This window comes from Pseudomonas sp. NPDC085632 (assembly GCF_044541255.1).
Lineage (GTDB): Bacteria > Pseudomonadota > Gammaproteobacteria > Pseudomonadales > Pseudomonadaceae > Aquipseudomonas.
Genome location: NZ_JBITSX010000003.1, coordinates 316,851 through 343,237, shown reverse-complemented (window position 1 = coordinate 343,237; position 26,387 = coordinate 316,851). Strand labels below are relative to the sequence as shown.

Genomic DNA, 26,387 nt, shown 5'->3' with positions numbered 1-26,387 from the left:
GCCCGCAGATGCTGATCAACGTGACGCCAGTGGGTATGGACGGCGGGCCGGAGGCGGGGCAGTTGGCTTTTACGCCTGAGGTGATCAAGGCTGCCAAACGGGTCCTGAAACACCACCTGCATCTCCCGACGCAACGGGCGAACCTCGTTCTGCGTCAGGCAGTCTAGCTGTTTGCCTTCAAAGCGGATCGCGCCTTTGCTGCCAATCAGCCGCAAAATCGCCAGACCCAGCGTGGATTTGCCGGAACCGCTTTCCCCCACAATCCCCAGGGTCTGACCCTGAGGCAGGCTGAAATTGATGCCGTCCACTGCCTTGACGTGATCCACCGTGCGCTTGAGCAGGCCTTTCTTGATCGGGAACCAGACTTTCAGGTCCTCGACCTCCAGCAGCGGCGCGCCGATTTTATTGCTCGCCGGGCCTCCGCTGGGCTCCGCGCCGAGCAATTCCCGAGTGTACGGATGCTGCGGCGAACGGAACAGCTCTTCGCACGATGCCTGTTCGACGATGCAACCGCGCTGCATGACACATACACGATGCGCAATTCTTCGCACCAGGTTCAAATCGTGACTGATCAGTAACAGCGACATGCCCAATCGAGCCTGCAATTCCTTGAGCAGATCGAGAATTTTCAGCTGAACGGTCACGTCCAGCGCCGTGGTCGGTTCGTCGGCAATCAGCAGTTCCGGCTCGTTGGCCAGGGCCATGGCGATCATCACCCGTTGACGCTGACCGCCGGACAGTTCGTGGGGCAGGGCCTTGAGGCGCTTGTGCGGCTCGGGAATGCCGACCATCTCCAGCAGCTCCAGCGTGCGTTTGGTCGCCACTTTGCCGGTCAGGCCCTTGTGGATGCCGAGGACTTCGTTGATCTGCTTCTCGATCGAGTGCAGCGGGTTCAGCGAGGTCATCGGCTCCTGAAAGATCATGGCGATGCGGTTGCCACGAATATGGCGGATGGTCTTTTCGCTCAGGCCCAGCAGGTTTTGCCCGGCGTAATTGATGCTGCCGGCCGGATGACGGGCCATCGGGTAGGGCAGCAAACGCAGGATCGAGTGCGCGGTCACCGATTTGCCCGAGCCGGATTCGCCGACCAACGCCAGGGTTTCGCCACGCTTGATGTCGAAACTCACGCCTTCGACGACCCGGTGCACGCGCTCGCCGAAACCGAATTCGACGGCGAGGTCGCGCACTTCGATCAGATTGTCCTGATTCATTTCACTTCCTCGGGTCGAAGGCATCGCGAGCGGACTCGCCGATAAACACCAGCAAACTCAACATCAAAGCGAGCACGGCAAACGCACTCATGCCGAGCCACGGCGCTTGCAAATTGGATTTGCCCTGAGCGACCAGTTCACCCAGCGACGGACTGCCGGCCGGCAAGCCGAAACCGAGGAAGTCGAGCGCGGTGAGGGTGCCGATGGCGCCGGTGAGGATGAACGGCATGAACGTCATGGTCGAGACCATCGCGTTGGGCAGGATATGGCGGAACATGATCGCGCCGTTCTGCATGCCCAGCGCCCGTGCGGCGCGTACGTATTCGAGGTTACGGCCACGGAGGAACTCGGCGCGCACCACGTCGACCAGGCTCATCCACGAGAACAACAGCATGATCCCCAGCAGCCACCAGAAATTCGGCTGGACGAAACTGGCGAGAATGATCAGCAGATACAGCACCGGCAGCCCCGACCAGATTTCCAGGAAACGCTGCCCGGCCAGATCGACCCAGCCGCCATAAAAGCCCTGCAACGCGCCGGCAATCACGCCAATGATCGAACTCAACACGGTCAGCGTCAGCGCAAACAGCACGGAAATGCGGAAGCCGTAAATCACCCGCGCCAGCACGTCGCGGCCCTGATCGTCAGTGCCCAGCAGGTTGTCCGCCGACGGCGGCGCCGGGGCCGGGACTTTCAGGTCGTAGTTGATGCTTTGGTAGCTATAGGGAATCGGCGCCCACAGCACCCAGGCATCCTTGGCCTTGAGCAGTTCGCGGATATACGGACTCTTGTAGTTGGCTTCCAGCGGGAATTCGCCGCCGAAGGCGGTTTCCGGGTAGCGCTTGATCGCCGGGAAGTACCAGTTGTTGTCGTAATGCACCACCAGCGGTTTGTCGTTGGCGATCAGCTCGGCGCCCAGGCTTGCGCCGAACAGGATCAGAAACAGCCACAGCGACCACCAGCCACGCTTGTTGGCCTTGAACAGTTCGAAGCGGCGGCGGTTGAGAGGGGACAGGTTCATCTCAATGCTCCCGGCTTTCGAAGTCGATGCGCGGATCGACCAGGGTGTAGGTGAGGTCGCCGATCAGTTTCACCACCAGCCCGAGCAGGGTGAAGATGAACAGGGTGCCGAACACCACCGGGTAATCGCGGTTGATCGCCGCTTCGAAACTCATCAGGCCGAGGCCGTCGAGGGAGAAGATCACTTCCACCAGCAAGGAACCTGTGAAGAAGATGCCGATGAACGCCGACGGGAAACCGGCAATCACCAGCAGCATGGCGTTGCGGAACACGTGGCCGTAGAGCACGCGATGGCGGGTCAGGCCTTTGGCCTTGGCGGTGACCACGTACTGTTTGTTGATCTCGTCGAGGAAGCTGTTTTTGGTCAGCAGGGTCATGGTCGCGAAGTTGCCGATCACCAGCGCCGTCACTGGCAGCGCCAAGTGCCAGAAGTAATCGAGGATCTTGCCGCCGAAGCTCAGCTCATCGAAGTTGTTCGAGGTCAGCCCGCGCAACGGGAGCCAGTCGAGATAACTGCCGCCGGCAAACACCACGATCAGCAGGATCGCAAAGAGGAACGCCGGGATCGCGTAGCCGACGATGATCGCCGAACTGGTCCATACATCGAAGTGACTGCCGTGCCGCGTGGCCTTGGCGATCCCCAGCGGAATCGACACCAGGTACATGATCAGCGTGCTCCACAGCCCGAGCGAGATCGACACCGGCATCTTTTCCTTGATCAGGTCGATGACCTTGGCGTCGCGGAAAAAACTGTCGCCGAAATCCAGCGTCGCGTAGTTCTTGACCATGATCCACAGGCGTTCCGGGGCCGACTTGTCGAACCCGTACATGTGCTCGATTTCCTTGATCAGCGCCGGGTCCAGACCCTGCGCGCCGCGATACGACGAGCCAGCCACCGACACTTCGGCACCGCCGCCGGCAATCCGGCTGGTGGCACCTTCGAAGCCTTCGAGCTTGGCGATCATCTGTTCCACCGGGCCGCCGGGCGCGGCCTGAATGATCACGAAGTTGATCAGCAAGATGCCGAACAGGGTCGGGATGATCAGCAGCAGTCGCCGAAAAATATACGCCAGCATCTGATTACTCCGTGCCCGCAGGGTCGGCTTGCAGTTTGGTTTCGACTTCTACCGCCGGTTTAGCGTCAGGCTTGACCCACCAGGTGTTGATGCCGATGTCGTACTTGGGTGAGACCTTCGGGTGACCGATGTGATTCCAGTAAGCCACGCGCCAGGTCTTGATGTGCCAGTTGGGGATCACGTAGTAACCCCATTGCAATACGCGATCCAGCGCGCGGGCGTGGGCCACCAGGCTTTTGCGCGAGTCGGCGTTGATCAGGTTCTCGACCAGTTGATCGACGATCGGATCCTTCAGCCCCATGGTGTTGCGGCTGCTGGCCTTGTCGGCAGCGGCGCTCATCCAGTATTCGCGCTGCTCGTTGCCCGGCGAGTTGGACTGCGGGAAGCTGCCGACCATCATGTCGAAGTCCCGCGAACGCACGCGGTTGATGTACTGCGAAACGTCGACGCGACGGATCACCAGATCGATGCCGAGGTCGCTGAGGTTGCGCTTGAACGGCAGCAAAACCCTTTCGAATTCGGTCTGCGCCAATAGAAATTCGATCACCACCGGTTTGCCCGTGGCGTCGACCATTTTATCGTCGACGATCTTCCAGCCGGCCTCTTGCAGCAGTTGATAGGCCTCGCGCTGTTGGCTGCGGATCATGCCGCTGGCGTCGGTCTTCGGATTGTCGAAGGCTTCGCTGAACACCTGTGCCGGCAGCTTGCTGCGGAACGGTTCAAGGATCGCCCGCTGATCGACGTCGGGCAGGCCCGTGGCGGCCATTTCCGAGTTCTCGAAGTAGCTGCGGGTACGGAAGTAGGCGCCGTTGAACAGTTGTTTGTTGGTCCATTCGAAATCGAACAGCAGACCGAGCGCCTGACGCACGCGCACGTCCTGGAACACCGGGCGACGCAGGTTGAAGACGAAACCCTGCATGCCGGTCGGGTTGCTGTTGGCGATCTGTTCCTTGATCAAGCGTCCCTCGGTGACGGCCGGGATGTTGTAAGCGTTAGCCCAGTTTTTTGCGGTCATTTCCAGCCAGTAATCGAACTGGCCGGCCTTCAAGGCTTCGAGTGCGACGGTGTTGTCGCGGTAGTAATCAGTGGTCATCGTGTCGAAGTTGTAGAAGCCACGGTTGACCGGCAGGTCTTTGCCCCAGTAATCCTTGACCCGCTCGTAACGCACCGAACGCCCGGCCTTCACTTCGGCGACCTTGTATGGGCCGCTGCCGAGCGGAATTTCCAGATTGCCTTTGCTGAAATCGCGATCGGCCCACCAGTGTTTTGGCAGCACCGGCAATTGGCCGAGGATCAGCGGCAGCTCGCGATTATTGGTGTGTTTGAACTTGAACAGCACTTTCAGCGGGTCTTCGGCGATGACTTCGGACACGTCGCTGTAGTAGCCGCGAAACAGTGGCGAACCTTCTTTGGTCAGGGTGTTGAAGCTGAACACCACGTCGTCGGCGCGCACCGGGTGACCGTCATGGAAGCGTGCTTCGGGGCGCAGGTAAAAACGCACCCAGCTATTGTCCGGGGCCTTTTCGATTTTACCGGCGATCAGGCCGTATTCGGTGAACGGCTCGTCGAGGCTGTGTTTGGTCAGGGTGTCGTAGATCTGCCCGACGTCATCGGCTGGCACGCCTTTGCTGATAAACGGATTGAGGCTGTCAAAGCCACCAAAACCGGCCTGACGGAAAATGCCGCCCTTGGGCGCGTCCGGGTTTACGTAATCAAACTGTTTGAAATCGGCCGGGTATTTCGGCGGCTCGTTGTACAGGGTCACGGCGTGTTGCGGGGCGGCAAAGGCCAGCCCGGCGAACAGCAAGCCGCTGGCCTGGACGAGCAGGGCGCGGATCGGTTTCATTGATCTTTCTCCGAAGACTTCAACCACCACGCGCTCAGACCCAGGGTGAAGGGCGGCGTGGTGACGAAGGCCAACCGGTTGCGGTAGGCCAGACGGTGATAATTGAGGTACCAGTTGGGAATGCTGTAGTGCTGCCAGAGCAGCACGCGGTCGAGCGCCTTGCCGGCGGCGACCTGTTCGTCGCGGGTGCGCGCGGCGAGCAATTGTTCGAGCAGGTGATCGACCACCGGGTTGGCGATGCCTGCGTAATTCTTGCTGCCCTTGACGTTCACCTGACTGGAGTGGAAGTACTGCCACTGCTCAAGGCCCGGGCTTAAGGTCTGGTTGAGCGTCATCGAGATCATGTCGAAATCAAATTGATCGAGGCGCTGTTTGTACTGCGCTCGATCCACGGTACGCAGGCGCGCGTCGATGCCGATGCTGTTGAGGTTCTCGATGTAGGGCTGGTAGAGGCGCTCAAGGTTCGGATTGACCAGCAACAGCTCGAATCGCAGCGGTTGGCCGTCAGCGTTTTGCAGGCGTTGGCCGTTGAGTTTCCAGCCGGCCTCGGCGAGCAGCGCCAGTGCCTTGCGCATGGTTTCCCGGGGGATGCCGCGACCGTCGGTTTGCGGCAACGTGAACGGCTCGGTGAACAACTTGGCCGGCAGTTGTTCCTTGTACGGCTTGAGCATCAGCCATTCATGCCCGACCGGCAGGCCGGAGGTGGTGAATTCACTGTTGGGGTAGTAACTGGTGGTGCGTTTGTAGGCATCGCTGAACAGCGCGCGGTTGGTCCACTCGAAGTCGAACATCAGGCCCAGCGCTTCGCGGGTCTTCACATCAGCGAAGGTGGCGCGGCGGGTGTTCATGAACAGGCCCTGACTCTGGGTCGGGATCTGATGCGGGATCTGCGCCTTGATCACGTCGCCACGGCGTATGGCCGGGAAGTTGTAGCCGTTGGCCCAGTTCTTCGCCTGATGTTCGATGTAGATGTCGAACTCGCCAGCCTTGAACGCTTCGAAGGCGACATCGCTGTCGCGGTAGAACTCGACTTCCATACGATCAAAGTTGTACTTGCCGCGATTGACCGCCAGGTCCTTGCCCCAGTAATCCTTGACCCGTTCGAAGATCAACTGGCGGCCCGGCGTGACCGAGGTGATGCGGTAAGGACCGCTGCCCAGTGGCGATTCGAAGGTGGTGGCTTTGAAGTCGCGGTCCTTCCAGTAATGCTGCGGCAGCACCGGCAATTCGCCGAGGCGCAGGATCAACAGCGGATTGCCCGAGCGCTTGAGCACGAAGCGGATGCGCTGTTTGTTGAGAATGTCGACGCGCAGCACTTCCTGCAGCGCGGTGCGGTACAGCGGATGGCCGTCCTTGAGCAGCGTGCGATAGGAGAACGCCACGTCGTAGGCGGTGATTGGCGTGCCGTCGTGAAAACGCGCCTCGGGACGCAGGTTGAACACCACCCAGCTGCGATCTTCGCTGTATTCCACCGATTGCGCGATCAAGCCATAACTCGACGCCGGCTCGTCTCCCGACGGCGAATACTGACCGGTGCCGACCATCAACGGCTCGTTCAGCTCGTTGATGCCGTACTGGAGGAAATTCGGCGTCGTCACCGGGCTCGTGCCCTTGAAGGTGTACGGGTTGACCGTATCGAAGGTGCCGAACGCCATCACCCGCAACGTACCGCCCTTGGGCGCTTGCGGGTTGACCCAGTCGAAGTGGGTAAATCTGGCCGGGTACTTGAGCGTGCCGAACTGCGCATAACCGTGACTTTCGGTAATCGTCGCGCTTGCGGTTGAGCTCAAGGCCAGGCTGATCAGGAGCAGGAGGAGGGGACGCTTCAAGTCAGATCCGATCCAGGCGGCTTGGGCTTTGTGGGCCGTACAGTAACAGCTTGTCTGGGCAGGAAAAAGATGGGAGTTAATGCGCGGTTAATCGTTTGCGCGAAGAGCCCCTCACCCTAACCCTCTCCCGGAGGGAGAGGGGACTGACTGTGGTGTTTGGGATAGTTGCGCCGACGTGCGATACCGAGTCGAACGCACGTTTTGAAAAGCCCCGATCGGCTCCCTTTCCCCCTCGCCCCCCCGTGGGGGAGAGGGCTGGGGTGAGGGGGGCGATCTAAAGCACGCCACAAAATCCGAAACAAAAAAAAGCCCCTGAAAAATCAGGGGCTCTTCTGTCAGTGCGGCTGATAAACCGTGAGCATCTGCCCCGGCTTCAACGCTTTACCCGCACCCGGATTCCAGCGCTTGAGATGCTGCATCTCAACGTTGAAGCGCTTGGCCACGACATACAGCGTATCGCCGCGCTTGACCTTGTACTGAGTCTGCTGCGCGCTGTCGTCCTTGCCTTTGCTCTTGCTGTTGGACGCAATCACCGTGTTGACCCGGCCGGACTTGCGAGCCGGTGAACGCTTGGTGGTGTCCTGCATCACCAACGTCTGGCCAACCTTGAGGTTCTTGCCGGTCAGCTTGTTCCAGCGTTGCAGATCCTTCACTTCGACCTTGTTGGCCTTGGCAATGGAGCCGAGGTTGTCGCCACGCTTCACGCGATAGGCACGCTTGAGCTTGGCCACTTCGGAAGGATCGGCGCCTTCGAACACTGGCTTCAGCGAACGCGGACTGATCAGCTCGTCCGGCCGCATGGTCTGCAAACTGGCGGTCAGCAATTGCGCCTTCGACGTCGGCACCAGCAGATGCTGAGGGCCGTCGATGGTGGTGCGTTGCTTGAACGCCGGGTTGAGCTGGAACAGTTCGTCTTCGTCGATGTTGGCCACCGCAGCGACCTTGGACAAATCCATGCGCTGGTTGATTTCGACGACCTGGAAGTACGGTTCGTTGGCAATCGGGCTGAGGTTCACGCCGTAAGCTTCAGGTGCCAGCACCACTTGCGACAGTGCCAGCAACTTCGGCACGTACGCCTGGGTTTCCGCCGGCAGCGGCAGGTTCCAGTAATCGGTTGGCAGGCCAAGCTTTTCGTTACGTTCGATGGCACGGCTGACCGTGCCTTCACCGGCGTTGTACGCCGCCAGGGCCAGCAACCAGTCACCGTTGAACATGTCGTGCAGACGGGTCAGGTAGTCCATCGCTGCGGTGGTCGAGGCGGTGATATCGCGACGGCCATCGTAGAAGCGGGTCTGACGCAGGTTGAAGTAACGCCCGGTGGAAGGAATGAATTGCCACAGACCCACCGCATCGGCCCGGGAATAGGCCATCGGGTTATAGGCGCTTTCAATCACCGGCAGCAGTGCCAGTTCCAGCGGCATGTTGCGTTCTTCGAGGCGTTCGACGATGTAATGGATATAGAGACTGCCGCGTTCGCCGGCATTCTCGAGGAAAGAGGGATTACTGGCGAACCACAGGCGCTGTTGTTCGATGCGCGGGTTGACGCCGAGGCCTTCCTGCAGCTGAAAGCCCTGGCGCATGCGTTCCCAGATATCCTGGGGAACCTGTGGGCTGGGCTTTTCGGTCAGCCAGATCGGCTTCTGCTTGGCTCGCGCAGCAATGTTCGGCGTATGGGTCGCTTCAGTCTGCGGAGCATGGCTGGAACAGCCCGCCAGCGTGGCGGACACAGCCACCGCGATGGCTTGCGCCAGGCGGGTCAATGCGTCTGAATTGACGGACTTACGTATGGATGACGACATTGGCTGGAAGTAAGTTCCGGGCAAAAATGTCGGGCGATTCTAGAAAGCGCACCCCCCTAGGTCAACCATTCAGAATTTTTGTACCAAGGGGCGGGGTACTTAGAACTTATCTTTCCAGGCCCGCAGAGCCGCAAATACCTCACTCGGCGCCCGGTTTTGAGCGCCTGCCCGTTCGTCCACTTTTTGTGTAACTAATGTTTCAGTGGTGCGCAAAAACGGATTGGTGAGCTTTTCCAGGGCCAGGGTCGAGGGCAGAGTCATCACGCCGTTTTGCCGTTGCTGGGTGACTTTTTCCAGACGGGCGGCAATGTCCGGGTTGCTCGGCTCGACCGCGGCGGCAAACTTCAGATTGCTCAAGGTGTATTCATGGGTGCAGTAGACCAGCGTATCTTCGGGCAAATTGGCGAGGCGGCTGAGCGAGTGGTGCATTTGCTCCGGCGTCCCTTCGAACAAACGCCCGCAACCGGCTGCGAACAGCGTGTCGCCGCAGAACAGCAAGCCGTGGTGGTAATAGGCAATGTGGCCCAGGGTGTGACCGGGCACCGCATAGACGTCGAAATCCCAGCCGAGCACGCTGACCGTGTCGTTGTCCTTGAGCGCCACATCGCGCCCCGGGATGTTTTCGCTGGCCGGTCCGTAAACGGTCGCGCCGCTCGCGGCCTTCAGACGTTCGACGCCGCCAACGTGATCATGATGGTGGTGGGTGATCAGGATATCGCTCAACACCCAGCCTGGATGCGCTTCGAGCCATGCCTGGACTGGCGCGGCATCGCCCGGATCGACCACCGCGCAGCGCTGGGTGCGGTGATCCTGTAACAACCAGATGTAGTTGTCGGTGAACGCGGGCAGGGCACTGATCTGTATCATCGTCGGAATTCGCCAAGCGGAAAACATTGGCGCATCTTAGTAGTTCCTGGCGCTTTGGAGAATGCGATGAGTGATAAAGCGTTCGCACAGGCTGATCCTGACTGGCTGGCCCTGATCGGTGCAGCCCGTGAATGGCTGTCCGGCCCGCTCGGGCAATTTCTGCTCGATGAAGAGCGGCGCATGCTCGAAGACGAGTTGGGCCGCTTTTTTGGCGGCTATCTGGTGCATTACGGGCCCTCCGCCGAGACCCCGCCGGCGGCGCCGCAAGTGCAGCGCAATGTACGCCTGGGCGCGCCGTTGCCGGGCGTCGAAATCGTCTGCGAAGAGCAGGCCTGGCCGCTCAGCGAGCATGCCGCCGATGTGGTGGTGATGCAGCACGGTCTGGATTTCTGCCTGTCGCCCCACGGTCTGCTGCGTGAGGCGGCGAGCAGCGTGCGGCCCGGCGGGCACCTGCTGATCATCGGCATCAACCCGTGGAGCACCTGGGGCCTGCGTCATGTGTTCGCCCACGACGCTTTGCGCCAGGCGCGCTGCATTTCGCCGTCGCGGGTCGCCGACTGGCTCAATCTGCTGGGCTTCGCGCTGGAGAAACGCCGCTTCGGGTGCTATCGTCCGCCGCTCGCGTCACCCAAGTGGCAGGCCCGACTGGCCGGCTGGGAACGCAAGGCCGGTGACTGGCAGCTGTCGGGTGGCGGCTTCTACTTATTGGTTGCGCGCAAGATAGTGGTCGGGCTGCGGCCATTGCGTCAGGAACGTCGCGAGCCGATGGGCAAGCTGATTCCGCTGCCGATGGCCAAGGTCAACCGCCGCCGCATCGAACCGTAAATCTTCTTTTATTTGTGGCCGGGTATTTCCCGGCCCGGGCCATCGTCGATCCGTGATCGGCGAGGCAGGCATTTATTCTGGATAGAGTGGCATGAGCGAAAGCGTTGAAAGCGTCGAGACCGTCGAGACCGTAGAACTGTTCACCGACGGCGCCTGCAAGGGCAACCCCGGCCCGGGTGGCTGGGGCGCCTTGCTGGTGTGCAAGGGCGTCGAAAAGGAGCTGTGGGGCGGCGAAGCCAACACCACCAACAACCGCATGGAACTGCTCGGCGCGATCCGTGGCCTCGAAGCCTTGAAGCGTCCGTGTGAAGTGCTGCTGGTGACCGACTCGCAATACGTGATGAAGGGCATCAACGAGTGGATGGTCAACTGGAAGAAGCGCGGCTGGAAAACCGCTGCGAAAGAACCGGTGAAAAACGCTGATCTGTGGAAAGAGCTGGACGAGCAGGTCAACCGCCACAAGGTCACCTGGAAATGGGTGCGCGGGCACATTGGTCATCACGGTAACGAGCGGGCTGACCAGTTGGCTAACCGTGGTGTCGACGAAGTGCGCGGTTACAAGCAGAGCTGATTCCCAATACATACCCCCTGTAGGAGCTGCCGAAGGCTGCGATCTTTTTGATCTTGATTATAAAAACCAAATCAAAAGATCGCAGCCTGCGGCAGCTCCTACAGGGGGGGTGTTCAGGTTAATGGGGTGTCATTCGAGCCGGCGCGCGATGCGAACCGTGAGCGTGTTAACATCCGCGTTTTTTGCAAGATCGACCCGTTGAGAGCTGAGCACTGATGGCCACCAGATCCGTTGTACTCGATACCGAAACCACCGGCATGCCGGTGACCGATGGTCACCGGATCATTGAAATCGGTTGCGTCGAACTGATCGGCCGACGCCTGACAGGCCGGCATTTTCACGTTTACCTGCAACCGGATCGCGAAAGTGATGAAGGCGCCATCGGCGTTCACGGCATCACCAACGAGTTCCTGGTCGGCAAACCGCGCTTTGCCGAAGTCGCTGATGAATTCTTCGAGTTCATCAAAGGCGCGCAGCTGATCATCCACAACGCGGCGTTCGACGTTGGCTTCATCAACAACGAATTCGCCTTGATGGGTCAGCAGGATCGCGCTGACATTACCCAGCACTGCTCGATCCTCGACACCCTGATGATGGCCCGGGAACGTCACCCGGGGCAGCGCAACAGCCTCGATGCGTTGTGCAAACGTTATGGCGTCGACAACTCCGGCCGTGAGTTGCACGGCGCCTTGCTCGACTCGGAGATTCTCGCCGACGTCTACCTGACCATGACCGGCGGCCAGACCAGTCTGTCGCTGGCGGGTAACGCGTCTGACGGCAATGGCACCGGCGATGGCGCCGACAACTCGGCCACGGAAATTCGTCGTTTGCCGGCGGATCGCCAGCCAGCGCGGATCATTCGTGCGACTGAGGATGAATTGGCGGCGCATCTGGTGCGGCTGGAAATTATTGCCAAGTCTGCCGGCGGCCCGGCGATGTGGACGCAGATCGCCGAGGCCGACGCTCAAGCCTGAAAGATCAAAAGATCGCAGCCTGCGGCAGCTCCTACAGGGGATCACATTCCACTGTAGGAGCTGCCGGAGGCTGCGATCTTTTTGTTTCTGGAAATACTGACAACTGGCCACCCTCGCCACATTCGCTGCAACCCTCTACCCTGAGTGCATTGGCCGATTCAATTCTGCCGCCTTGGGACTCTGAGCCTCATGTACAAAGATTTGAAGTTTCCGGTGTTGATCGTCCATCGCGATATCAAGGCCGACACGGTCGCCGGTGACCGTATCCGTGGCATCGCCCGGGAGTTGGAGCAGGAAGGTTTCAATATTGTTTCGGCCATCGACTACACCGAGGGGCGGTTGGTGGCATCGACCCACCATGGTCTCGCGTGCATGCTGATTGCCGCCGAGGACGCCAGCACTAACTCGCATCTGTTGCAGAACATGGCCGAACTGATCGGCCTGGCGCGGGTGCGTGCGCCGGATCTGCCGATCTTTGCCCTCGGCGAGCAAGTTACTCTGGAAAACGCCCCGGCCGATGCCATGGCCGAACTCAATCAATTGCGCGGCATTCTCTATCTGTTCGAAGACACCGTGCCGTTCCTCGCCCGGCAGGTTGCACGGGCGGCGCGCAAGTACCTGGATGGTTTGCTGCCGCCGTTTTTCAAGGCGCTGGTGCAGCACACCGCCGATTCCAATTATTCATGGCACACCCCCGGCCATGGCGGTGGTGTGGCGTATCACAAGAGTCCGGTGGGGCAGGCGTTTCACCAGTTCTTCGGTGAAAACACTCTGCGTTCGGATTTGTCGGTGTCGGTGCCGGAACTTGGCTCGTTGCTCGATCACACCGGGCCACTGGCCGAAGCTGAAGCGCGTGCGGCGCGTAATTTCGGCGCCGATCACACCTTTTTCGTGATCAATGGCACCTCGACCGCCAACAAGATTGTCTGGCACTCAATGGTCGCGCGCGACGATCTGGTGCTGGTTGATCGCAACTGCCACAAATCGGTGTTGCACGCGATCATCATGACCGGCGCCATTCCGTTGTACCTGTGTCCGGAGCGCAATGAGCTGGGGATTATCGGCCCAATTCCCTTGAGCGAATTCAGCCGCGAATCGATTCAGGCGAAGATCGATGCCAGCCCGCTGACCAAGGGCCGTGCGCCGAAAGTCAAACTTGCCGTGGTTACCAACTCGACCTACGACGGCCTCTGTTACAACGCCGAGTTGATCAAGCAAAGCCTCGGCAATAGCGTCGAGGTGCTGCATTTCGACGAAGCCTGGTACGCCTACGCGGCGTTCCACGAGTTTTTCGCCGGGCGCTACGGCATGGCCACTTCGCGCAGTGAAGACAGCCCGCTGGTGTTCACCACGCATTCCACGCACAAGCTGCTCGCGGCGTTCAGTCAGGCGTCGATGATTCATGTGCAGGACGGCGGCGCGCGGCAACTGGACCGCGACCGTTTCAATGAAGCGTTCATGATGCACATCTCGACCTCGCCGCAGTACAGCATCATCGCTTCGCTGGACGTAGCGTCGGCGATGATGGAAGGCCCGGCCGGACGTTCGCTGTTGCAGGAAACCTTCGACGAAGCCCTGAGTTTTCGTCGCGCTCTGGCCAATCTGCGTCAGCACATTGCCGCCGATGACTGGTGGTTTTCGATCTGGCAGCCGCCAGGTGTCGAAGGCATCGACCGCGTGCAGACTGAGGACTGGTTGTTGCAACCGGATGCCGAGTGGCACGGCTTTGGTGAGGTCAGTGACGATTACGTGTTGCTCGATCCGATCAAGGTCACCCTCGTCATGCCGGGGCTCAATGCCGGCGGTGCGCTGAGCGATAAGGGCATTCCGGCGGCGGTGGTCAGCAAATTCCTCTGGGAGCGCGGCCTGGTGGTGGAGAAGACAGGCCTGTATTCATTTCTGGTGCTGTTCTCGATGGGCATTACCAAAGGAAAATGGAGCACGCTGCTTACCGAATTGCTCGAATTCAAGCGCAGTTACGACGCCAACGTGCGTCTGGAAACCTGCCTGCCGTGTGTGGCACAAGAAGACACTGCGCGTTATCGCGGCATGGGCCTGCGCGATTTGTGCGATCAGTTGCACGCCTGCTATCGCAGTAACGCCACCGCCAAACACCTTAAGCGCATGTACACCGTGCTTCCGGAAATCGCCATGAAACCTGCCCACGCCTACGATCATCTGGTGCGCGGTGAAGTCGAGGCGGTGCCGATCGATGAGCTGGAAGGACGCATTGCTGCAGTGATGCTGGTGCCGTATCCACCGGGGATTCCGCTGATCATGCCCGGCGAACGCTTCACCGAATCAACCCGCTCGATCATCGATTATCTGAAATTCGCTCGCACGTTCGATAGCAGCTTTCCCGGTTTTGTCGCGGATGTGCATGGATTGCAGCACGAAGACGAAGGCAATGGACGGCACTACACCGTCGATTGCGTCAAGGAATGAGGACTTTCCCGAGTATGCAACCGGTCATGAATCCGAAATACCCAGGGCTGTCGGTGCGGGTCGCCGATGAAGGCTTTGCGCCGTATATCTGGGGCAGCGACTTCAGTTTCGAGGTTGCCGCCTATGGCGCTGCCGTGATTGGCCAGCCAGTCGAGCAGTGGCGGGTGACGCCGATCGTGCCGTACCGCAAGTGCTACGGCATCGATCCCGAAGAGTTCAGCAGTTTCCACAACGCCGCCGACAGCGCGATTTTCATGGCCTATCTCGACGACGAGCCGGTCGGTCATCTGGTGATCAGCACCAACTGGAACGGCTTCGCGCATATTGACGAGCTGGCGGTGCATGCGCCGGCCCGCCGGCATGGCGTGGCCAAGGCATTGCTGGATGTTGCGCAGTTCTGGAGCCGCAAGAAAAAGCTGCCGGGGATCATGCTCGAAACCCAGAACAACAACCTTGGCGCCTGTCGACTGTATGAGCGTTGCGGCTACGTGATCGGTGGCGTTGACCAGTTGCGTTATCGCGGCATTGATCCGAACACCGCCGAAGTGGCGCTGTTCTGGTATCGATTGTTTGATAATCCGCTGGAAAATCCGCTCAGCTCGACAGCATCGCCTCGGCTTGTTCCGTGATGATCGCCAGTAACGTTTGGATCACCGTGGATGGCGCAATGTGCTTGAACGTCAGGGCGTAAAGGCTGATCGGCACGGCCGGCGACAGCGGGCAGACATCCAGCCCGGCCGAACGCGCGCCCAGTGCGGTGAACGGATCGACAATGGCCAAGCCTTCGCCGGCCTCGACCATGCTGCGCATCATCTGATGGGTTTGCACCCGCGTCTGGACGCTCGGTGCCGGGCGCAAGGCCTGCAGCTTATGTTCCAGCGCCGGGCTCAGCGGGTCCTGACCTTCGAGGCCGACCATGGCCTGACCGGCCAGATCCTGCAGGGAAATGTATTTCTGTTTCGGTTGCAGCCAGCCATGAGGCGCGAGCAATTGCAGCTTGCCTTGGGCCAATGGCCGGCAATCGATATCCGGATGTTCGGGGTCGTGCAGGCTTAGGCCCAGATCACTTTCGCGCAACAACAGGCTGCGGACGATGTCGCGGGTCGGCGCACTGAGCAGGCTGCAAGGCGCATCCGGCAAGCGTCGGCGCAGGGCCGCGAGACTTTGTGGCAATAATTGTTGGGCAAGCGGCGGGGTGCCGATGATGCGCAAGGGCGGGGCGAGGTACTGTTTGAGGCTGCTGGCCAGACGCTGCACTGGCTCCAGCGCTTCATAGACGTGCGCGATTTCGACCTGCAACGCCCGCGCCTCGGGCGTCGATTGCAGGCGCCCGCGCACGCTGGCGAACAACATGAACCCCAACTGACTCTCGGCTTCGCGCAAACGCTCTTCGACCTCGGCCACCGGCAACTGCAACCATTCGGCGGCGGTGCCCAGGTGACCGGTCTGCAAGAGCGCCTGAATCACTTCGATATGACGTAAACGCATGCGTGAAGTCCATGTTCAGCAGGTGGGGTCAGTGGCTGAATCCTACCCCAAGTCTGCGCATATGACTTCTGCTCATAACGGCCAGTTATGAGGCGACGGTTGGCTCGGGTTCACGCGTCAGGGTGATACCTGACTGGACCAGGAGAAACTCGTTCTCGCTGACCTTGTTGACGCGATCACCAATCGCCAGTTTGTAAATCGGCTCCGAGCCAGTGGAACCGTCTGCCGACGGGTTGGATTCCTGGAACTCATGCACGGAATAAACGCGGCCTTCCGCATCTCTTGCATGGAACTGACCGACGAGTACTGCTGCCATCTGCTTAGAACCTCTGGAGATAAAACGCTTGATTTGCGGCTTGGTAGACCGCCATCAAGGCCTGTAAGTTTTCCTGCAGGAAAAAAATAATCAGCACGCAGGAATTTCCCCTGGTGTGCTGGTGGAATCGTCACTGAATCATCTATAACTACTGGCTCCTCCCACGGACCATCGAGAGTCTTCCATGAGCAATGTCTACAACGTCGCCGTAGTGGTCGGTAGCCTGCGCAAAGCATCGATCAATCGTAAAGTCGCCCTGGCACTGGCGGAGCTGGCCCCGGCCAACCTCAAACTTGAGATTGTCGAAATTGGCGATCTGCCACTTTATAACGAAGACATCGACGGTGATTCACCGCCGGCAGCCTACAGCACTTTCAGGCAAAAAGTGGGTTCATCCGACGCGGTGCTCTTTGTCACGCCCGAGTACAACCGTTCGGTGCCGGCGCCGTTGAAGAATGCCATCGACGTTGGTTCGCGGCCTTATGGCAAGGCCGTCTGGAGCGGCAAACCGGGGGCGGTGATCAGCGTGTCGCCCGGTGCCATTGGTGGTTTCGGCGCGAATCAGCACTTGCGCCAGTCGTTCGTGTTTCTCAATGTGCCGTGCATGCAGCAGCCGGAAGCGTACCTGGGCGGTGCGGGTTCGGCGTTTGATGAGGCGGGCAAATTGAGCGAATCGGTGAAACCTTTTCTGCAGAGTTTTATCAATGCGTATGGTCAATTCGTAGAGCAACACAAAAAGTAAGCTCACCGAAATTCCTGGCACAACAGAGATCCTGTGGGAGCGAGCTTGCTCGCGAAGGGGCCATCAGCCACACATCATGGGTGACTGACCGTCCGCCTTCGCCAGCAAGCTCGCTCCCACAGGTTTTAGTGTTCAGATCTTCTACTTAATTTAAGGCTGTTGCGGATGCTCGCTGCGTCACTGATTTTCCTGCTGACCATTACCCTTGTCATCTGGCAACCCAAAAGCCTCGGCGTCGGCTGGAGTGCGACGCTTGGCGCCGTATTGGCGCTGATCTTCGGCGTCGTGCACCTCAGCGACATCCCGCTGGTGTGGCAGATCATTTGGAACGCCACCGGCACCTTCGTCGCGCTGATCATCATCAGCCTGCTGCTCGACGAAGCCGGTTTCTTTAATTGGGCCGCGCTGCACGTGGCGCGTTGGGGGCGGGGCAGCGGGCGCAAGCTGTTTGCCTTTATGGTGCTGCTCGGCGCACTGGTGTCGGCATTGTTTGCCAATGACGGTGCGGCGCTGATCCTCACGCCAATCGTGATTTCGATGTTGCTGGCGCTGCGCTTTTCTCCGGCGGCGACGTTGGCATTCGTCATGGGCGCAGGTTTTATCGCCGATACCGCAAGCCTGCCGCTGGTGGTGTCGAACCTGGTCAATATCGTGTCGGCGGACTTCTTTCACATCAGCTTCAACCGCTACGCGGCGGTGATGGTGCCGGTGAACTTCGTCAGTGTGGCGGCAACGCTGGGCATGTTGCTGTGGTTCTTTCGCCGTGACATTCCATCGGCTTACGATCCTGAGCAACTGGAACATCCAGAAACCGCGATCCACGATAAAGCCACGTTCTATGCCGGTTGGGCGGTGTTGGTGATTCTGCTGATCGGCTGTTTTGCGCTGGAGCCGCTGGGCATTCCGATCAGTGCGATTTCCGCCGTGTGCGCCGCGCTGTTGTTGGGCATTGCCGCCCGCGGCCACAAGATTTCCACGCGAAAGGTGATGAAAGAAGCGCCGTGGCAGATCGTGATTTTTTCGCTGGGCATGTATCTGGTGGTCTACGGCCTGCGCAATGCCGGGCTGACCGGGTATCTGGCCGGTTGGCTGGATGTCTTCGCCGGTCATGGTGTGTGGGGCGCGGCGATGGGCACCGGTGTGCTGACGGCGTTGCTGTCGTCGATCATGAATAACTTGCCGACCGTGTTGATTGGTTTGCTGTCGATTGATGCCAGTCAGGCGAGCGGGGTGGTCAAGGAAGCGATGATTTATGCCAACGTGATTGGCAGTGACCTGGGGCCGAAGATTACGCCGATTGGCAGTCTGGCCACGTTGTTGTGGCTGCATGTGCTGGAGCGCAAGGGCATTCACATAGGCTGGGGGTATTACTTCAGGGTGGGGATTGTGCTGACGGTGCCGGTGTTGCTGGTGACGTTGGCGGCTTTGGCTTTGCGGCTTTCGCTCTAGACCGAGGTGGCCCCAATCGCTGGCAAGCCAGCTCCCACAGGGATTTTCTGTGTGCCCACTACCTGGGCCACACCACAAAGCCAACTCCTATTAACTTTGTGGTGTGCTCACTACCTGAGTCACACCACAAAGCCAGCTCCCATTAGCTTTGTGGTGTGTTCACTATCTGGGCCACACCACAAAACCTGTGGGAGCTGGCTTGCCAGCGATGGGGCCGGTACAGGCGACACAAAAAATCAGGGCTGGCCGGGGACATTCGGCCAAAGGTCAGACACCAGAAACAACCGCTCCGCCTCTTCCCATTCCCCTCGCGCATTTTCGATCAGGCGCACCATCAACTGCGCCGGGGCCAGCGGCTCAAGATCTTCCAGCCACATCCGTAAATGCTCCAAGGACCAGGTCTGATCCGCCGGATAATGCGCCGGCGCCAGCCAGGCATGCCGGGGCAGGGGTTGCCAGCGTCCCGCCGGACGTTGTGCGACGAACGCCGGCCAATCCTTCTGATGCAACCAGCTACCGCGCAAATGCTGCGGATGTGCGCCGCTCGGTGATTCAGCCTGTCCGGGCCACGGATACAACAAATAACCGCCCAGCCACAGTTGCGCGCTGAACACCTCGATATCCAGCGCCGCCAGCACTTCACGGCTTTCCGGGCGCGCGGAGATTGGCAGTTGGTGCTCGGCCAGGTGCGCCAGTTTGCGGTCCAGCCGATCATGACAACCCGGCCCCAGCCACTGCGCCGTATCACCCCCGTCCCCATGCTGCGGACCGAGGTAAAGCTTGATCGCCAGTTCCAGGTGATGCACGCCATCGCGGTCTCGCAGCAGCATGTCCAGCTCGCCGAGGGTATGACCTTCGCGCCGGATTGGCAGGTTGGCGGCTATCAATTCGATCCCTGGCGCATGTTGAACCGCAAATTGCCACAAACGCTCGTAATACAAGCCCAACCGCCGCGTACGTGCCTGCGACAACCAATGCAGCAAGCCATAACTGTCGCGATCAAGCTGACGCAACCAGCGCTCAAGACGTTCAGGATCATGCACCCAGTCACTGCCCGCCAGCGGATGACGCTGCGGCCATGGCGTGGTGGCGAGCATCGGCGGGGCGAGGATCACCCACGCCAGATCGCGCACTTCCGGGTGGCGCAACTGGTGGGGCAACTGGAGCAAGTCAGGAAATAGGATCATCTTGCGAGCATAGCCGTAAACACGAGCACACCCTTGAGGCTGAAAGGATTTTGTCTAACCGGCGCTTTCGCCCATAATCGTGTCTTTCGCGTTTTCGATTGTCCGCAGAGGTCCCATGGAGCAATTTCGCAATATCGGCATCATCGGTCGCCTGGGCAGTTCCCAGGTGCTGGATACCGTCCGCCGACTGAAACGGTTTCTGCTCGATCGTCACCTGCATGTGATCCTCGAAGACACCATCGCCGAGGTCCTGCCGGGCCACGGCCTGCAAACCTCGTCGCGCAAGATGCTTGGTGAAGTCTGCGACATGGTCATCGTCGTCGGCGGTGACGGCAGCCTGCTCGGCGCTGCCCGGGCGCTGGCCAAACACAATATTCCGGTGCTGGGAATCAACCGTGGCAGCCTCGGTTTTCTGACGGACATTCGCCCGGATGAGCTGGAAGTCGAAGTTGCCAAGGTGCTCGACGGCCACTATCTGGTGGAAAACCGCTTCCTGCTGCAAGCCGAAGTTCGCCGCCACGCCGAGGCCATTGGCCAGGGCGATGCACTTAACGACGTGGTGCTGCACCCGGGCAAATCGACGCGGATGATCGAGTTCGAGCTGTACATCGACGGTCAGTTCGTCTGCAGTCAGAAGGCTGACGGCCTGATCGTCGCCACGCCGACCGGTTCCACCGCGTACGCACTGTCTGCCGGCGGGCCGATCATGCATCCCAAGCTCGATGCCATTGTGATTGTGCCGATGTACCCCCATATGTTGTCCAGTAGGCCAATTGTGGTCGATGGCAACAGTGAGCTGAAAATCGTCGTGTCGAAAAACATGCAGATTTACCCGCAAGTCTCCTGTGACGGGCAGAACCATTTCACCTGCGCGCCGGGCGACACCATCACCGTCAGCAAGAAAGCCCAGAAGCTGCGACTGATTCACCCGCTCGACCACAACTATTACGAAGTCTGCCGCACCAAGCTCGGCTGGGGCAGCAAGCTGGGCGGTGGAGGCGACTGATGCTCGATCCCGCGCGCAGTTATGACCTGATTGGTGACGTGCACGGATGCGCCCTGACCCTCGAACACTTGCTTGACCGCCTCGGTTACCACAAGCAGGGCGGAGTCTGGCGGCATCCATCGCGCATGGCCGTGTTCGTCGGCGACATCATCGACCGTGGCCCGCGCATCCGCGAGGCGCTGCACATCGTCCACGACATGGTCGAGGCCGGTCAGGCCTTGTGCATCATGGGCAATCACGAATTCAACGCGTTGGGCTGGAGCACGCCGGCGCCACCCGGCAGCGGCAAGCAGTTCGTCCGCGAACACACGCCGCGCCACGCGCGCCTGCTGCACGAAACCCTGACCCAGTTCGAAGATCATCCTGGCGACTGGCACGACTTCCAGCGCTGGTTCTATGAGCTGCCGCTGTTTGTCGACGCTGGACGCTTCCGGGTGGTGCATGCCTGTTGGGACGCCGGCCTGATCGAACCGTTGCGTGCGCAATTTGCGAACGGCTGCATTGATGAACACTTTCTTCAGGCGTCCGCCGTGCCCGGCAGTTTTGCCTGCACCGTGTTCGACCGCCTGCTGCGCGGCACCGACATGCGCCTGCCGGATGGCCTGACCATGACCAGCGGCGATGGTCTGGTGCGTTCGTTCTTCCGCACCAAGTTCTGGGAAGACGACCCGAAAACCTACGGCGATATCGTCTTCCAGCCGGATGCGCTGCCAGAACCGGTGGCGCAGAAACCGCTGACCTCCAGCGAAAAAAACAACCTGCTGCGTTACGGCGTCGACGAGCCATTGCTGTTTGTCGGCCACTATTGGCGCAGCGGCAAACCGGCGCCGATCCGCCCGAACCTCGCGTGTCTGGATTACAGCGCGGTGCTCTACGGCAAACTGGTCGCCTATCGTCTGGATCAGGAAACCCGTCTGGATCCGCATAAATTTGTCTGGGTCGATGTCGAGCGGCCGGAGGTGCTGCAATGAGTGCGGTAGCGGTATTGCGTCTGCCGTTGGCGGTGGACTTGAGCGGTTTCGTCAAACTGCTGCAACGCATGCAAGTGCCACATCGCGTCAGCGAAGAGGCTGGCGAACAGGTGCTGTGGGCACCGGCGGAAATCAGCGAAGACGTGCGCTCGCTGTACGAACGCTTCCCGGCTGGCGATCCCGATCAGCAAATGGACATTCCCGTCGCGCCGATCGTCAGGCGGCCGAGCTTTGCCGAGCAACTGAAATACGCCAAGGCCACCGGGTTCATCCTGTTGTTATGCCTGATCGTTGGTGGATTGACGTACCTCGGTGAGAATCTGCAGACCCTGCGCTGGCTGACCTTCCTCGATTTTCAGGTAGTCGGCGAGTACATCCATTTCACGCCGTTGGCCGACAGCCTGGCGGCGGGGCAGTGGTGGCGGCTGGTCACGCCGATGCTGATCCACTTCGGCATCCTCCACCTGGCCATGAACGGCATGTGGTACTGGGAGCTGGGGCGGCGCATCGAGTCGCGTCAGGGCAGTATCAACCTGATCGGCCTGACGCTGCTGTTCAGCCTGGTGTCCAACTACGCGCAGTTTGCCTGGAGCGGCGCGACCCTGTTCGGCGGCCTGTCCGGCGTACTTTACGGTTTGCTCGGGCACTGCTGGATCTTCCAACTGCTGGCGCCGAACCCGGCCTATCGCCTGCCGCGCGGCGTGCTGGTGATGATGCTGGTGTGGTTGCTGGTATGCATGTCCGGGCTGATCTCAATGATCGGTTTCGGCGAAATCGCCAACGCCGCCCACGTCGGCGGGTTACTCATCGGATGCTTCACCGGTTTGTTGGGCGGTTTGTATAACCGCCGTAAACTGGCCGCCTAAATTTTTCAGTAGATAAAGAGCACGGAGACCCTGATGTCCTCTTTTAACGACATGATCAACAACATTACCCCGGACATCTACGAGAGCCTGAAACTCGCCGTGGAAATCGGCAAGTGGTCCGACGGTGGCAAGCTCACCGCCGAGCAGCGCGAGCTGTCGTTGCAGGCGATGATCGCCTGGGAAATCCAGAACCTGCCTGAAGACCAGCGCACCGGTTACATGGGCCCGCAGGAATGTGCATCGAAGTCGATCGAAGTACCGAACATCCTGTTCAAGTCGGATGCCATCCATTGATCGAGATTGGCCGCGGTGCAATCAGCAAAATGTCGGCGCGCCTGGACGGGCCGAACGTGCAATACGCGTTTCGTCTGGATGACGTCGAGGTGCCGGTCAACCCGTTGATCGGCACTACGGTGCGTCTGGAATACCTCGGGGCGATCCACTGCACCCATTGCGGGCGCAAGACCAAAACCAGTTTCAGTCAGGGTTACTGCTATCCGTGCATGACCAAACTGGCCCAGTGCGACCTGTGCATCATGAGCCCGGAGCGCTGCCACTATGACGCCGGCACCTGTCGCGATCCAGCGTGGGGCGAGCAGTTCTGCATGACCGATCACGTGGTTTACCTGTCCAATTCGTCGGGCATCAAGGTTGGCATCACTCGTGCTACGCAACTGCCGACTCGCTGGATCGATCAGGGTGCGTGTCAGGCGTTGCCGATCATGCGCGTTTCGACGCGGCAGCAATCGGGCTTCGTCGAGGATCTGTTTCGCAGTCAGGTAGCCGACAAGACCAACTGGCGCGCGTTGCTCAAGGGCGATGCGGTGGCGGTCGATCTGGCACAAGTGCGCGATCAACTGTTCGACAGTTGCGCTGAAGGTTTGCAAGGCCTGCAAGAGCGATTCGGCCTACAGGCGATTCAGACCATTGCCGACGTCGAACCGCTGGAAATCCGCTACCCGATCGAGCAATACCCGGCGAAAATCGTCAGCTTCAACCTGGACAAGAACCCGATTGCCGAAGGCACGCTGTTGGGGATCAAGGGCCAGTACCTGATCTTTGATACCGGCGTGATCAATATTCGCAAGTACACGGCCTATCAGCTCGCCGTGCATCAATAAGGACGCCAGCATGCGCACCGAACAACCGAAGATGATTTACCTGAAGGATTATCAGGCGCCCGAGTACCTGATCGACGAAACACACCTGACCTTCGAGTTGTTCGAGGATCACAGCCTGGTGCACGCGCAGTTGGTGATGCGCCGCAACCCGGCGCGTGGCCCGGGCCTGCCGCCGCTGGTGCTCGATGGCCAGCAGCTGGAATTGCTCTCGGTGACGTTGGCCGATCAGGAACTGTCGGACGGCGACTACCAAGTCAGCGAAAATCACCTGACGCTGCAGCCGACCAGCGAAACCTTCACGGTCGACACCAGCGTCAAGATCCACCCGGAATCCAATACCGCGCTGGAAGGCCTGTACAAATCCGGCACGATGTTCTGCACCCAGTGCGAGGCCGAAGGTTTCCGCAAGATCACCTATTACCTCGACCGTCCGGATGTGATGAGCAAGTTCACCACCACCGTGGTCGCCGAACAGCACAGCTACCCGGTGCTGCTCTCCAACGGCAACCCGATCGCCTCGGGCCCGGGCGAAGACGGCCGACACTGGGCGACGTGGGAAGACCCGTTCATGAAACCGGCGTACCTCTTTGCGCTGGTGGCCGGTGATTTGTGGTGCGTTGAAGATACGTTTACCACGATGACCGATCGCAACGTCGCGCTGCGCATTTACGTCGAGCCGGAAAACATCGACAAGTGCCAGCACGCGATGAACAGCCTGAAGAAGTCGATGCGCTGGGACGAAGAGGTTTACGGTCGCGAATACGATCTGGACATCTTCATGATCGTCGCCGTCAACGACTTCAATATGGGCGCGATGGAGAACAAAGGCCTCAACATCTTCAACTCAAGCGCCGTGCTGGCCCGCGCTGAAACCGCGACCGACGCCGCGCATCAGCGCGTTGAAGCAATCGTCGCCCACGAATACTTCCACAACTGGTCGGGCAATCGCGTGACCTGCCGCGACTGGTTCCAGCTGTCGCTAAAAGAAGGCTTCACGGTGTTCCGTGATTCCGGCTTCTCCGCCGACATGAACTCGGCCACGGTCAAGCGTATTCAGGATGTGGCGTACCTGCGTACCCACCAGTTCGCCGAGGATGCCGGCCCGATGGCTCACGCCGTGCGCCCGGACAGCTTTATCGAGATCTCCAACTTTTACACCCTGACCGTGTACGAAAAGGGCTCGGAAGTGGTCGGCATGATCCACACCCTGCTCGGTGCCGAAGGCTTCCGTAAGGGCAGCGATCTTTATTTCGAACGCCATGACGGCCAAGCGGTCACCTGCGACGACTTCATCAAGGCGATGGAAGATGCCAACGGCGTCGACCTGACCCAGTTCAAACGCTGGTACAGCCAGGCTGGCACGCCACGTCTGGCGGTGAGCGAGTCTTACGACGCTGCCGCAAAAACCTACAGCCTGACCTTCCGCCAGAGCTGCCCGGAAACCCCGGACAAAGTTGAAAAACTGCCGTTTGTGATCCCGGTCGAGTTGGGCCTGCTGGATAGCAAAGGCAACGAGATTGCCCTGCGTCTGGCTGGCGAAGCATCGGCACAAGGCACTACTCGCGTAATTTCGGTGACCGAAGCCGAGCAGACTTTCACCTTCATCGACATCGCTGAACAGCCACTGCCATCGCTGCTGCGCGGCTTCTCGGCACCGGTGAAACTGAGCTTCCCGTACAACCGCGATCAACTGATGTTCCTGATGCAGCACGACAGCGACGGCTTCAATCGTTGGGATGCCGGTCAGCAACTGTCGGTGCAAGTGCTGCAAGAACTGATTGGCCAGCAGCAGAAGGGCGAGAGCCTGAAGCTCGACCCGCGTCTGGTCTCGGCGTTGCGCACGGTGCTGTCGGACGAGTCGCTGGATCAAGCGATGGTCGCCGAGATGCTGTCGTTGCCGGGTGAGGCGTACCTCACTGAAATCAGCGAAGTGGCTGACGTCGACGCGATTCATATCGCCCGTGAGTTCGCGCGCAAGCAATTGGCCGAAGGGTTGTTCGAGGCGCTGTGGCTGCGTTATCAGGCCAACCGTGACCTGTCGAAGCAAACCCCGTACGTGGCCGAAGCCGAGCATTTCGCCCGTCGCGCGCTGCAGAACATAGCGCTGTCGTATCTGATGCTCAGCGGCAAGCCGGAAGTCCTCGCGGCGGCGCTGGAGCAATTCGAAACGGCCGACAACATGACCGAGCGCCTGACCGCGCTGGCGGTGTTGGTCAACTCGCCGTTCGAAGAGCAGAAAGCCTTGGCGCTGGCCAGTTTCGCCGAGCACTTCAAGGACAATCCGCTGGTCATGGATCAGTGGTTCAGCGTGCAGGCCGGCAGCACTTTGCCAGGCGGTCTGGAGCGCGTGAAAGCGTTGATGCAGCACCCGGCGTTCAACATCAAGAACCCGAACAAGGTGCGTGCACTGGTCGGCGCGTTTGCCGGGCAGAACCTGATCAACTTCCACGCGGCGGACGGCTCGGGTTATCGCTTCCTCGCGGATCTGGTAATCGAGCTGAACGGCTTCAACCCGCAGATCGCTTCGCGTCAATTGGCACCGCTGACTCGCTGGCGTAAATACGACGGTGCGCGGCAGGCGTTGATGAAGGCTGAGCTGGAGCGGATTCGAGCGTCGGGGCAGTTGTCGAGTGATGTGTATGAGGTGGTGAGCAAGAGCCTGGCTTAAGGGCTTTTGGCGACGTTGCAGGTTGTCAGCAAAGAGTACGAGTCAGATGACAAGCCTGTCGTCTGACACGCCGGGTGCGCTGGCAACCTGGCTCCCCACTGATGCGCGTC

The 26,387-nt window shown here is 59.9% G+C and carries 23 protein-coding genes; 13 read left to right on the top strand and 10 right to left on the bottom strand.

Annotated elements, in window-relative coordinates; all coding sequences use genetic code 11:
- The 7 genes from ACIF4X_RS04930 to gloB form a co-directional block, all read right to left on the bottom strand.
- On the bottom strand, window positions 1-1,211 hold a 1,211-nt coding region (locus ACIF4X_RS04930; RefSeq protein ID WP_397481183.1), incomplete at its 3' end, for an ATP-binding cassette domain-containing protein.
- A 1-nt stretch (window position 1,212) separates the two neighbouring features.
- A complete protein-coding gene (locus tag ACIF4X_RS04925) occupies window positions 1,213-2,232 on the bottom strand; it encodes an ABC transporter permease (protein ID WP_016987120.1) in 1,020 nt (339 codons plus the stop codon).
- Between the two features lies 1 nt (window position 2,233).
- A complete protein-coding gene (locus ACIF4X_RS04920; protein WP_397481182.1) occupies window positions 2,234-3,307 on the bottom strand; it encodes a microcin C ABC transporter permease YejB in 1,074 nt (357 codons plus the stop codon).
- 4 nt (window positions 3,308-3,311) lie between these two features.
- Window positions 3,312-5,153, bottom strand: coding sequence for an extracellular solute-binding protein (locus ACIF4X_RS04915; RefSeq protein ID WP_397481181.1), 1,842 nt, complete (start codon window positions 5,151-5,153; stop codon window positions 3,312-3,314).
- Window positions 5,150-6,982: an extracellular solute-binding protein gene (locus ACIF4X_RS04910; RefSeq protein WP_397481180.1), complete on the bottom strand. Its 1,833-nt coding sequence runs from the start codon at window positions 6,980-6,982 to the stop codon at window positions 5,150-5,152. Before ACIF4X_RS04910 ends, ACIF4X_RS04915 begins: the two co-directional genes overlap by 4 nt.
- A 335-nt stretch (window positions 6,983-7,317) precedes the next feature.
- Window positions 7,318-8,781, bottom strand: coding sequence for a transglycosylase SLT domain-containing protein (locus ACIF4X_RS04905; RefSeq protein ID WP_397481179.1), 1,464 nt, complete (start codon window positions 8,779-8,781; stop codon window positions 7,318-7,320).
- A gap of 99 nt (window positions 8,782-8,880) precedes the next feature.
- Window positions 8,881-9,648, bottom strand: coding sequence for a hydroxyacylglutathione hydrolase (gloB, locus tag ACIF4X_RS04900; RefSeq protein ID WP_397481178.1), 768 nt, complete (start codon window positions 9,646-9,648; stop codon window positions 8,881-8,883).
- Window positions 9,649-9,714: 66 nt separating this feature from the next.
- On the opposite strand from gloB, the gene ACIF4X_RS04895 reads away from it, so the two are divergent.
- The 5 genes from ACIF4X_RS04895 (at window position 9,715) to ACIF4X_RS04875 (ending at window position 15,092) form a co-directional block, all read left to right on the top strand.
- Window positions 9,715-10,473 (top strand): class I SAM-dependent methyltransferase, encoded by a 759-nt coding sequence (locus tag ACIF4X_RS04895; RefSeq protein WP_007910573.1) that lies wholly within the window; start codon window positions 9,715-9,717, stop codon window positions 10,471-10,473.
- 91 nt (window positions 10,474-10,564) lie between these two features.
- Window positions 10,565-11,044, top strand: a complete 480-nt coding sequence (gene rnhA / locus ACIF4X_RS04890; RefSeq protein ID WP_397481177.1) for a ribonuclease HI — start codon at window positions 10,565-10,567, stop codon at window positions 11,042-11,044.
- A gap of 215 nt (window positions 11,045-11,259) precedes the next feature.
- A complete protein-coding gene (gene dnaQ / locus ACIF4X_RS04885) occupies window positions 11,260-12,018 on the top strand; it encodes a DNA polymerase III subunit epsilon (RefSeq protein ID WP_122599561.1) in 759 nt (252 codons plus the stop codon).
- Between the two features lie 189 nt (window positions 12,019-12,207).
- Window positions 12,208-14,463: an Orn/Lys/Arg decarboxylase N-terminal domain-containing protein gene (locus tag ACIF4X_RS04880; RefSeq protein WP_397481176.1), complete on the top strand. Its 2,256-nt coding sequence runs from the start codon at window positions 12,208-12,210 to the stop codon at window positions 14,461-14,463.
- 14 nt (window positions 14,464-14,477) lie between these two features.
- On the top strand, window positions 14,478-15,092 hold the full coding sequence (locus tag ACIF4X_RS04875) for a GNAT family N-acetyltransferase (RefSeq protein WP_322843840.1): 615 nt from the start codon (window positions 14,478-14,480) through the stop codon (window positions 15,090-15,092).
- On the opposite strand, the gene ACIF4X_RS04870 is transcribed toward ACIF4X_RS04875, so the two are convergent.
- Window positions 15,058-15,951 (bottom strand): LysR family transcriptional regulator, encoded by an 894-nt coding sequence (locus tag ACIF4X_RS04870; RefSeq protein ID WP_397481175.1) that lies wholly within the window; start codon window positions 15,949-15,951, stop codon window positions 15,058-15,060. The genes ACIF4X_RS04875 and ACIF4X_RS04870 overlap by 35 nt on opposite strands.
- Before the next feature lie 85 nt (window positions 15,952-16,036).
- A complete protein-coding gene (locus ACIF4X_RS04865; RefSeq protein WP_007910567.1) occupies window positions 16,037-16,267 on the bottom strand; it encodes a hypothetical protein in 231 nt (76 codons plus the stop codon).
- Window positions 16,268-16,451: 184 nt separating this feature from the next.
- Between ACIF4X_RS04865 and ACIF4X_RS04860 the strand changes: the two genes are divergently transcribed.
- Together ACIF4X_RS04860 and ACIF4X_RS04855 are read left to right on the top strand one after the other, a co-directional pair.
- A complete protein-coding gene (locus tag ACIF4X_RS04860; RefSeq protein WP_038366013.1) occupies window positions 16,452-17,009 on the top strand; it encodes an NADPH-dependent FMN reductase in 558 nt (185 codons plus the stop codon).
- A gap of 165 nt (window positions 17,010-17,174) precedes the next feature.
- Window positions 17,175-18,458, top strand: a complete 1,284-nt coding sequence (locus ACIF4X_RS04855; protein ID WP_397481174.1) for an arsenic transporter — start codon at window positions 17,175-17,177, stop codon at window positions 18,456-18,458.
- A 236-nt stretch (window positions 18,459-18,694) separates the two neighbouring features.
- On the opposite strand, the gene ACIF4X_RS04850 is transcribed toward ACIF4X_RS04855, so the two are convergent.
- Window positions 18,695-19,645, bottom strand: a complete 951-nt coding sequence (locus ACIF4X_RS04850) for a DUF1853 family protein (RefSeq protein WP_397481173.1) — start codon at window positions 19,643-19,645, stop codon at window positions 18,695-18,697.
- A gap of 115 nt (window positions 19,646-19,760) precedes the next feature.
- Here ACIF4X_RS04850 and ACIF4X_RS04845 point away from each other — a divergent pair, with 115 nt between their 5' ends.
- The 6 genes from ACIF4X_RS04845 to pepN are packed head-to-tail and all read left to right on the top strand — an operon-like array spanning window position 19,761 to window position 26,277.
- Window positions 19,761-20,651 (top strand): NAD(+) kinase, encoded by an 891-nt coding sequence (locus ACIF4X_RS04845; RefSeq protein ID WP_003224174.1) that lies wholly within the window; start codon window positions 19,761-19,763, stop codon window positions 20,649-20,651.
- Window positions 20,651-21,622, top strand: coding sequence for a metallophosphoesterase (locus ACIF4X_RS04840; RefSeq protein ID WP_397481172.1), 972 nt, complete (start codon window positions 20,651-20,653; stop codon window positions 21,620-21,622). The genes ACIF4X_RS04845 and ACIF4X_RS04840 overlap by 1 nt, the downstream gene beginning before the upstream one ends.
- On the top strand, window positions 21,619-22,488 hold the full coding sequence (locus ACIF4X_RS04835; protein WP_397481171.1) for a rhomboid family intramembrane serine protease: 870 nt from the start codon (window positions 21,619-21,621) through the stop codon (window positions 22,486-22,488). Before ACIF4X_RS04840 ends, ACIF4X_RS04835 begins: the two co-directional genes overlap by 4 nt.
- Before the next feature lie 33 nt (window positions 22,489-22,521).
- Entirely contained in the window at window positions 22,522-22,782 is a 261-nt protein-coding gene (locus tag ACIF4X_RS04830; protein ID WP_007919229.1) for a YeaC family protein, read from the top strand.
- Window positions 22,779-23,609, top strand: a complete 831-nt coding sequence (locus ACIF4X_RS04825) for a DUF2797 domain-containing protein (RefSeq protein WP_397481170.1) — start codon at window positions 22,779-22,781, stop codon at window positions 23,607-23,609. The genes ACIF4X_RS04830 and ACIF4X_RS04825 overlap by 4 nt, the downstream gene beginning before the upstream one ends.
- Before the next feature lie 10 nt (window positions 23,610-23,619).
- Entirely contained in the window at window positions 23,620-26,277 is a 2,658-nt protein-coding gene (pepN, locus tag ACIF4X_RS04820; protein WP_397481169.1) for an aminopeptidase N, read from the top strand.
- The last annotated feature ends 110 nt before the right edge of the window (window positions 26,278-26,387 follow it).

Excerpts from the sequence above, each read along its gene's own strand:
- rnhA (WP_397481177.1), top strand. The coding sequence starts at position 10,565 with ATGAGCGAAAGCGTTGAAAGCGTCGAGACCGTCGAGACCGTAGAACTG.
- ACIF4X_RS04840 (WP_397481172.1), top strand. The coding sequence starts at position 20,651 with ATGCTCGATCCCGCGCGCAGTTATGACCTGATTGGTGACGTGCACGGA.
- ACIF4X_RS04875 (WP_322843840.1), top strand. The coding sequence starts at position 14,478 with ATGCAACCGGTCATGAATCCGAAATACCCAGGGCTGTCGGTGCGGGTC.
- ACIF4X_RS04850 (WP_397481173.1), bottom strand. The coding sequence starts at position 19,645 with ATGATCCTATTTCCTGACTTGCTCCAGTTGCCCCACCAGTTGCGCCAC.
- pepN (WP_397481169.1), top strand. The coding sequence starts at position 23,620 with ATGCGCACCGAACAACCGAAGATGATTTACCTGAAGGATTATCAGGCG.
- ACIF4X_RS04845 (WP_003224174.1), top strand. The coding sequence starts at position 19,761 with ATGGAGCAATTTCGCAATATCGGCATCATCGGTCGCCTGGGCAGTTCC.
- ACIF4X_RS04860 (WP_038366013.1), top strand. The coding sequence starts at position 16,452 with ATGAGCAATGTCTACAACGTCGCCGTAGTGGTCGGTAGCCTGCGCAAA.
- dnaQ (WP_122599561.1), top strand. The coding sequence starts at position 11,260 with ATGGCCACCAGATCCGTTGTACTCGATACCGAAACCACCGGCATGCCG.
- ACIF4X_RS04915 (WP_397481181.1), bottom strand. The coding sequence starts at position 5,153 with ATGAAACCGATCCGCGCCCTGCTCGTCCAGGCCAGCGGCTTGCTGTTC.
- ACIF4X_RS04905 (WP_397481179.1), bottom strand. The coding sequence starts at position 8,781 with ATGTCGTCATCCATACGTAAGTCCGTCAATTCAGACGCATTGACCCGC.
- ACIF4X_RS04830 (WP_007919229.1), top strand. The coding sequence starts at position 22,522 with ATGTCCTCTTTTAACGACATGATCAACAACATTACCCCGGACATCTAC.
- ACIF4X_RS04865 (WP_007910567.1), bottom strand. The coding sequence starts at position 16,267 with ATGGCAGCAGTACTCGTCGGTCAGTTCCATGCAAGAGATGCGGAAGGC.
- ACIF4X_RS04870 (WP_397481175.1), bottom strand. The coding sequence starts at position 15,951 with ATGCGTTTACGTCATATCGAAGTGATTCAGGCGCTCTTGCAGACCGGT.
- ACIF4X_RS04855 (WP_397481174.1), top strand. The coding sequence starts at position 17,175 with ATGCTCGCTGCGTCACTGATTTTCCTGCTGACCATTACCCTTGTCATC.
- ACIF4X_RS04880 (WP_397481176.1), top strand. The coding sequence starts at position 12,208 with ATGTACAAAGATTTGAAGTTTCCGGTGTTGATCGTCCATCGCGATATC.
- ACIF4X_RS04920 (WP_397481182.1), bottom strand. The coding sequence starts at position 3,307 with ATGCTGGCGTATATTTTTCGGCGACTGCTGCTGATCATCCCGACCCTG.
- gloB (WP_397481178.1), bottom strand. The coding sequence starts at position 9,648 with ATGATACAGATCAGTGCCCTGCCCGCGTTCACCGACAACTACATCTGG.
- ACIF4X_RS04895 (WP_007910573.1), top strand. The coding sequence starts at position 9,715 with ATGAGTGATAAAGCGTTCGCACAGGCTGATCCTGACTGGCTGGCCCTG.
- ACIF4X_RS04835 (WP_397481171.1), top strand. The coding sequence starts at position 21,619 with ATGAGTGCGGTAGCGGTATTGCGTCTGCCGTTGGCGGTGGACTTGAGC.
- ACIF4X_RS04925 (WP_016987120.1), bottom strand. The coding sequence starts at position 2,232 with ATGAACCTGTCCCCTCTCAACCGCCGCCGCTTCGAACTGTTCAAGGCC.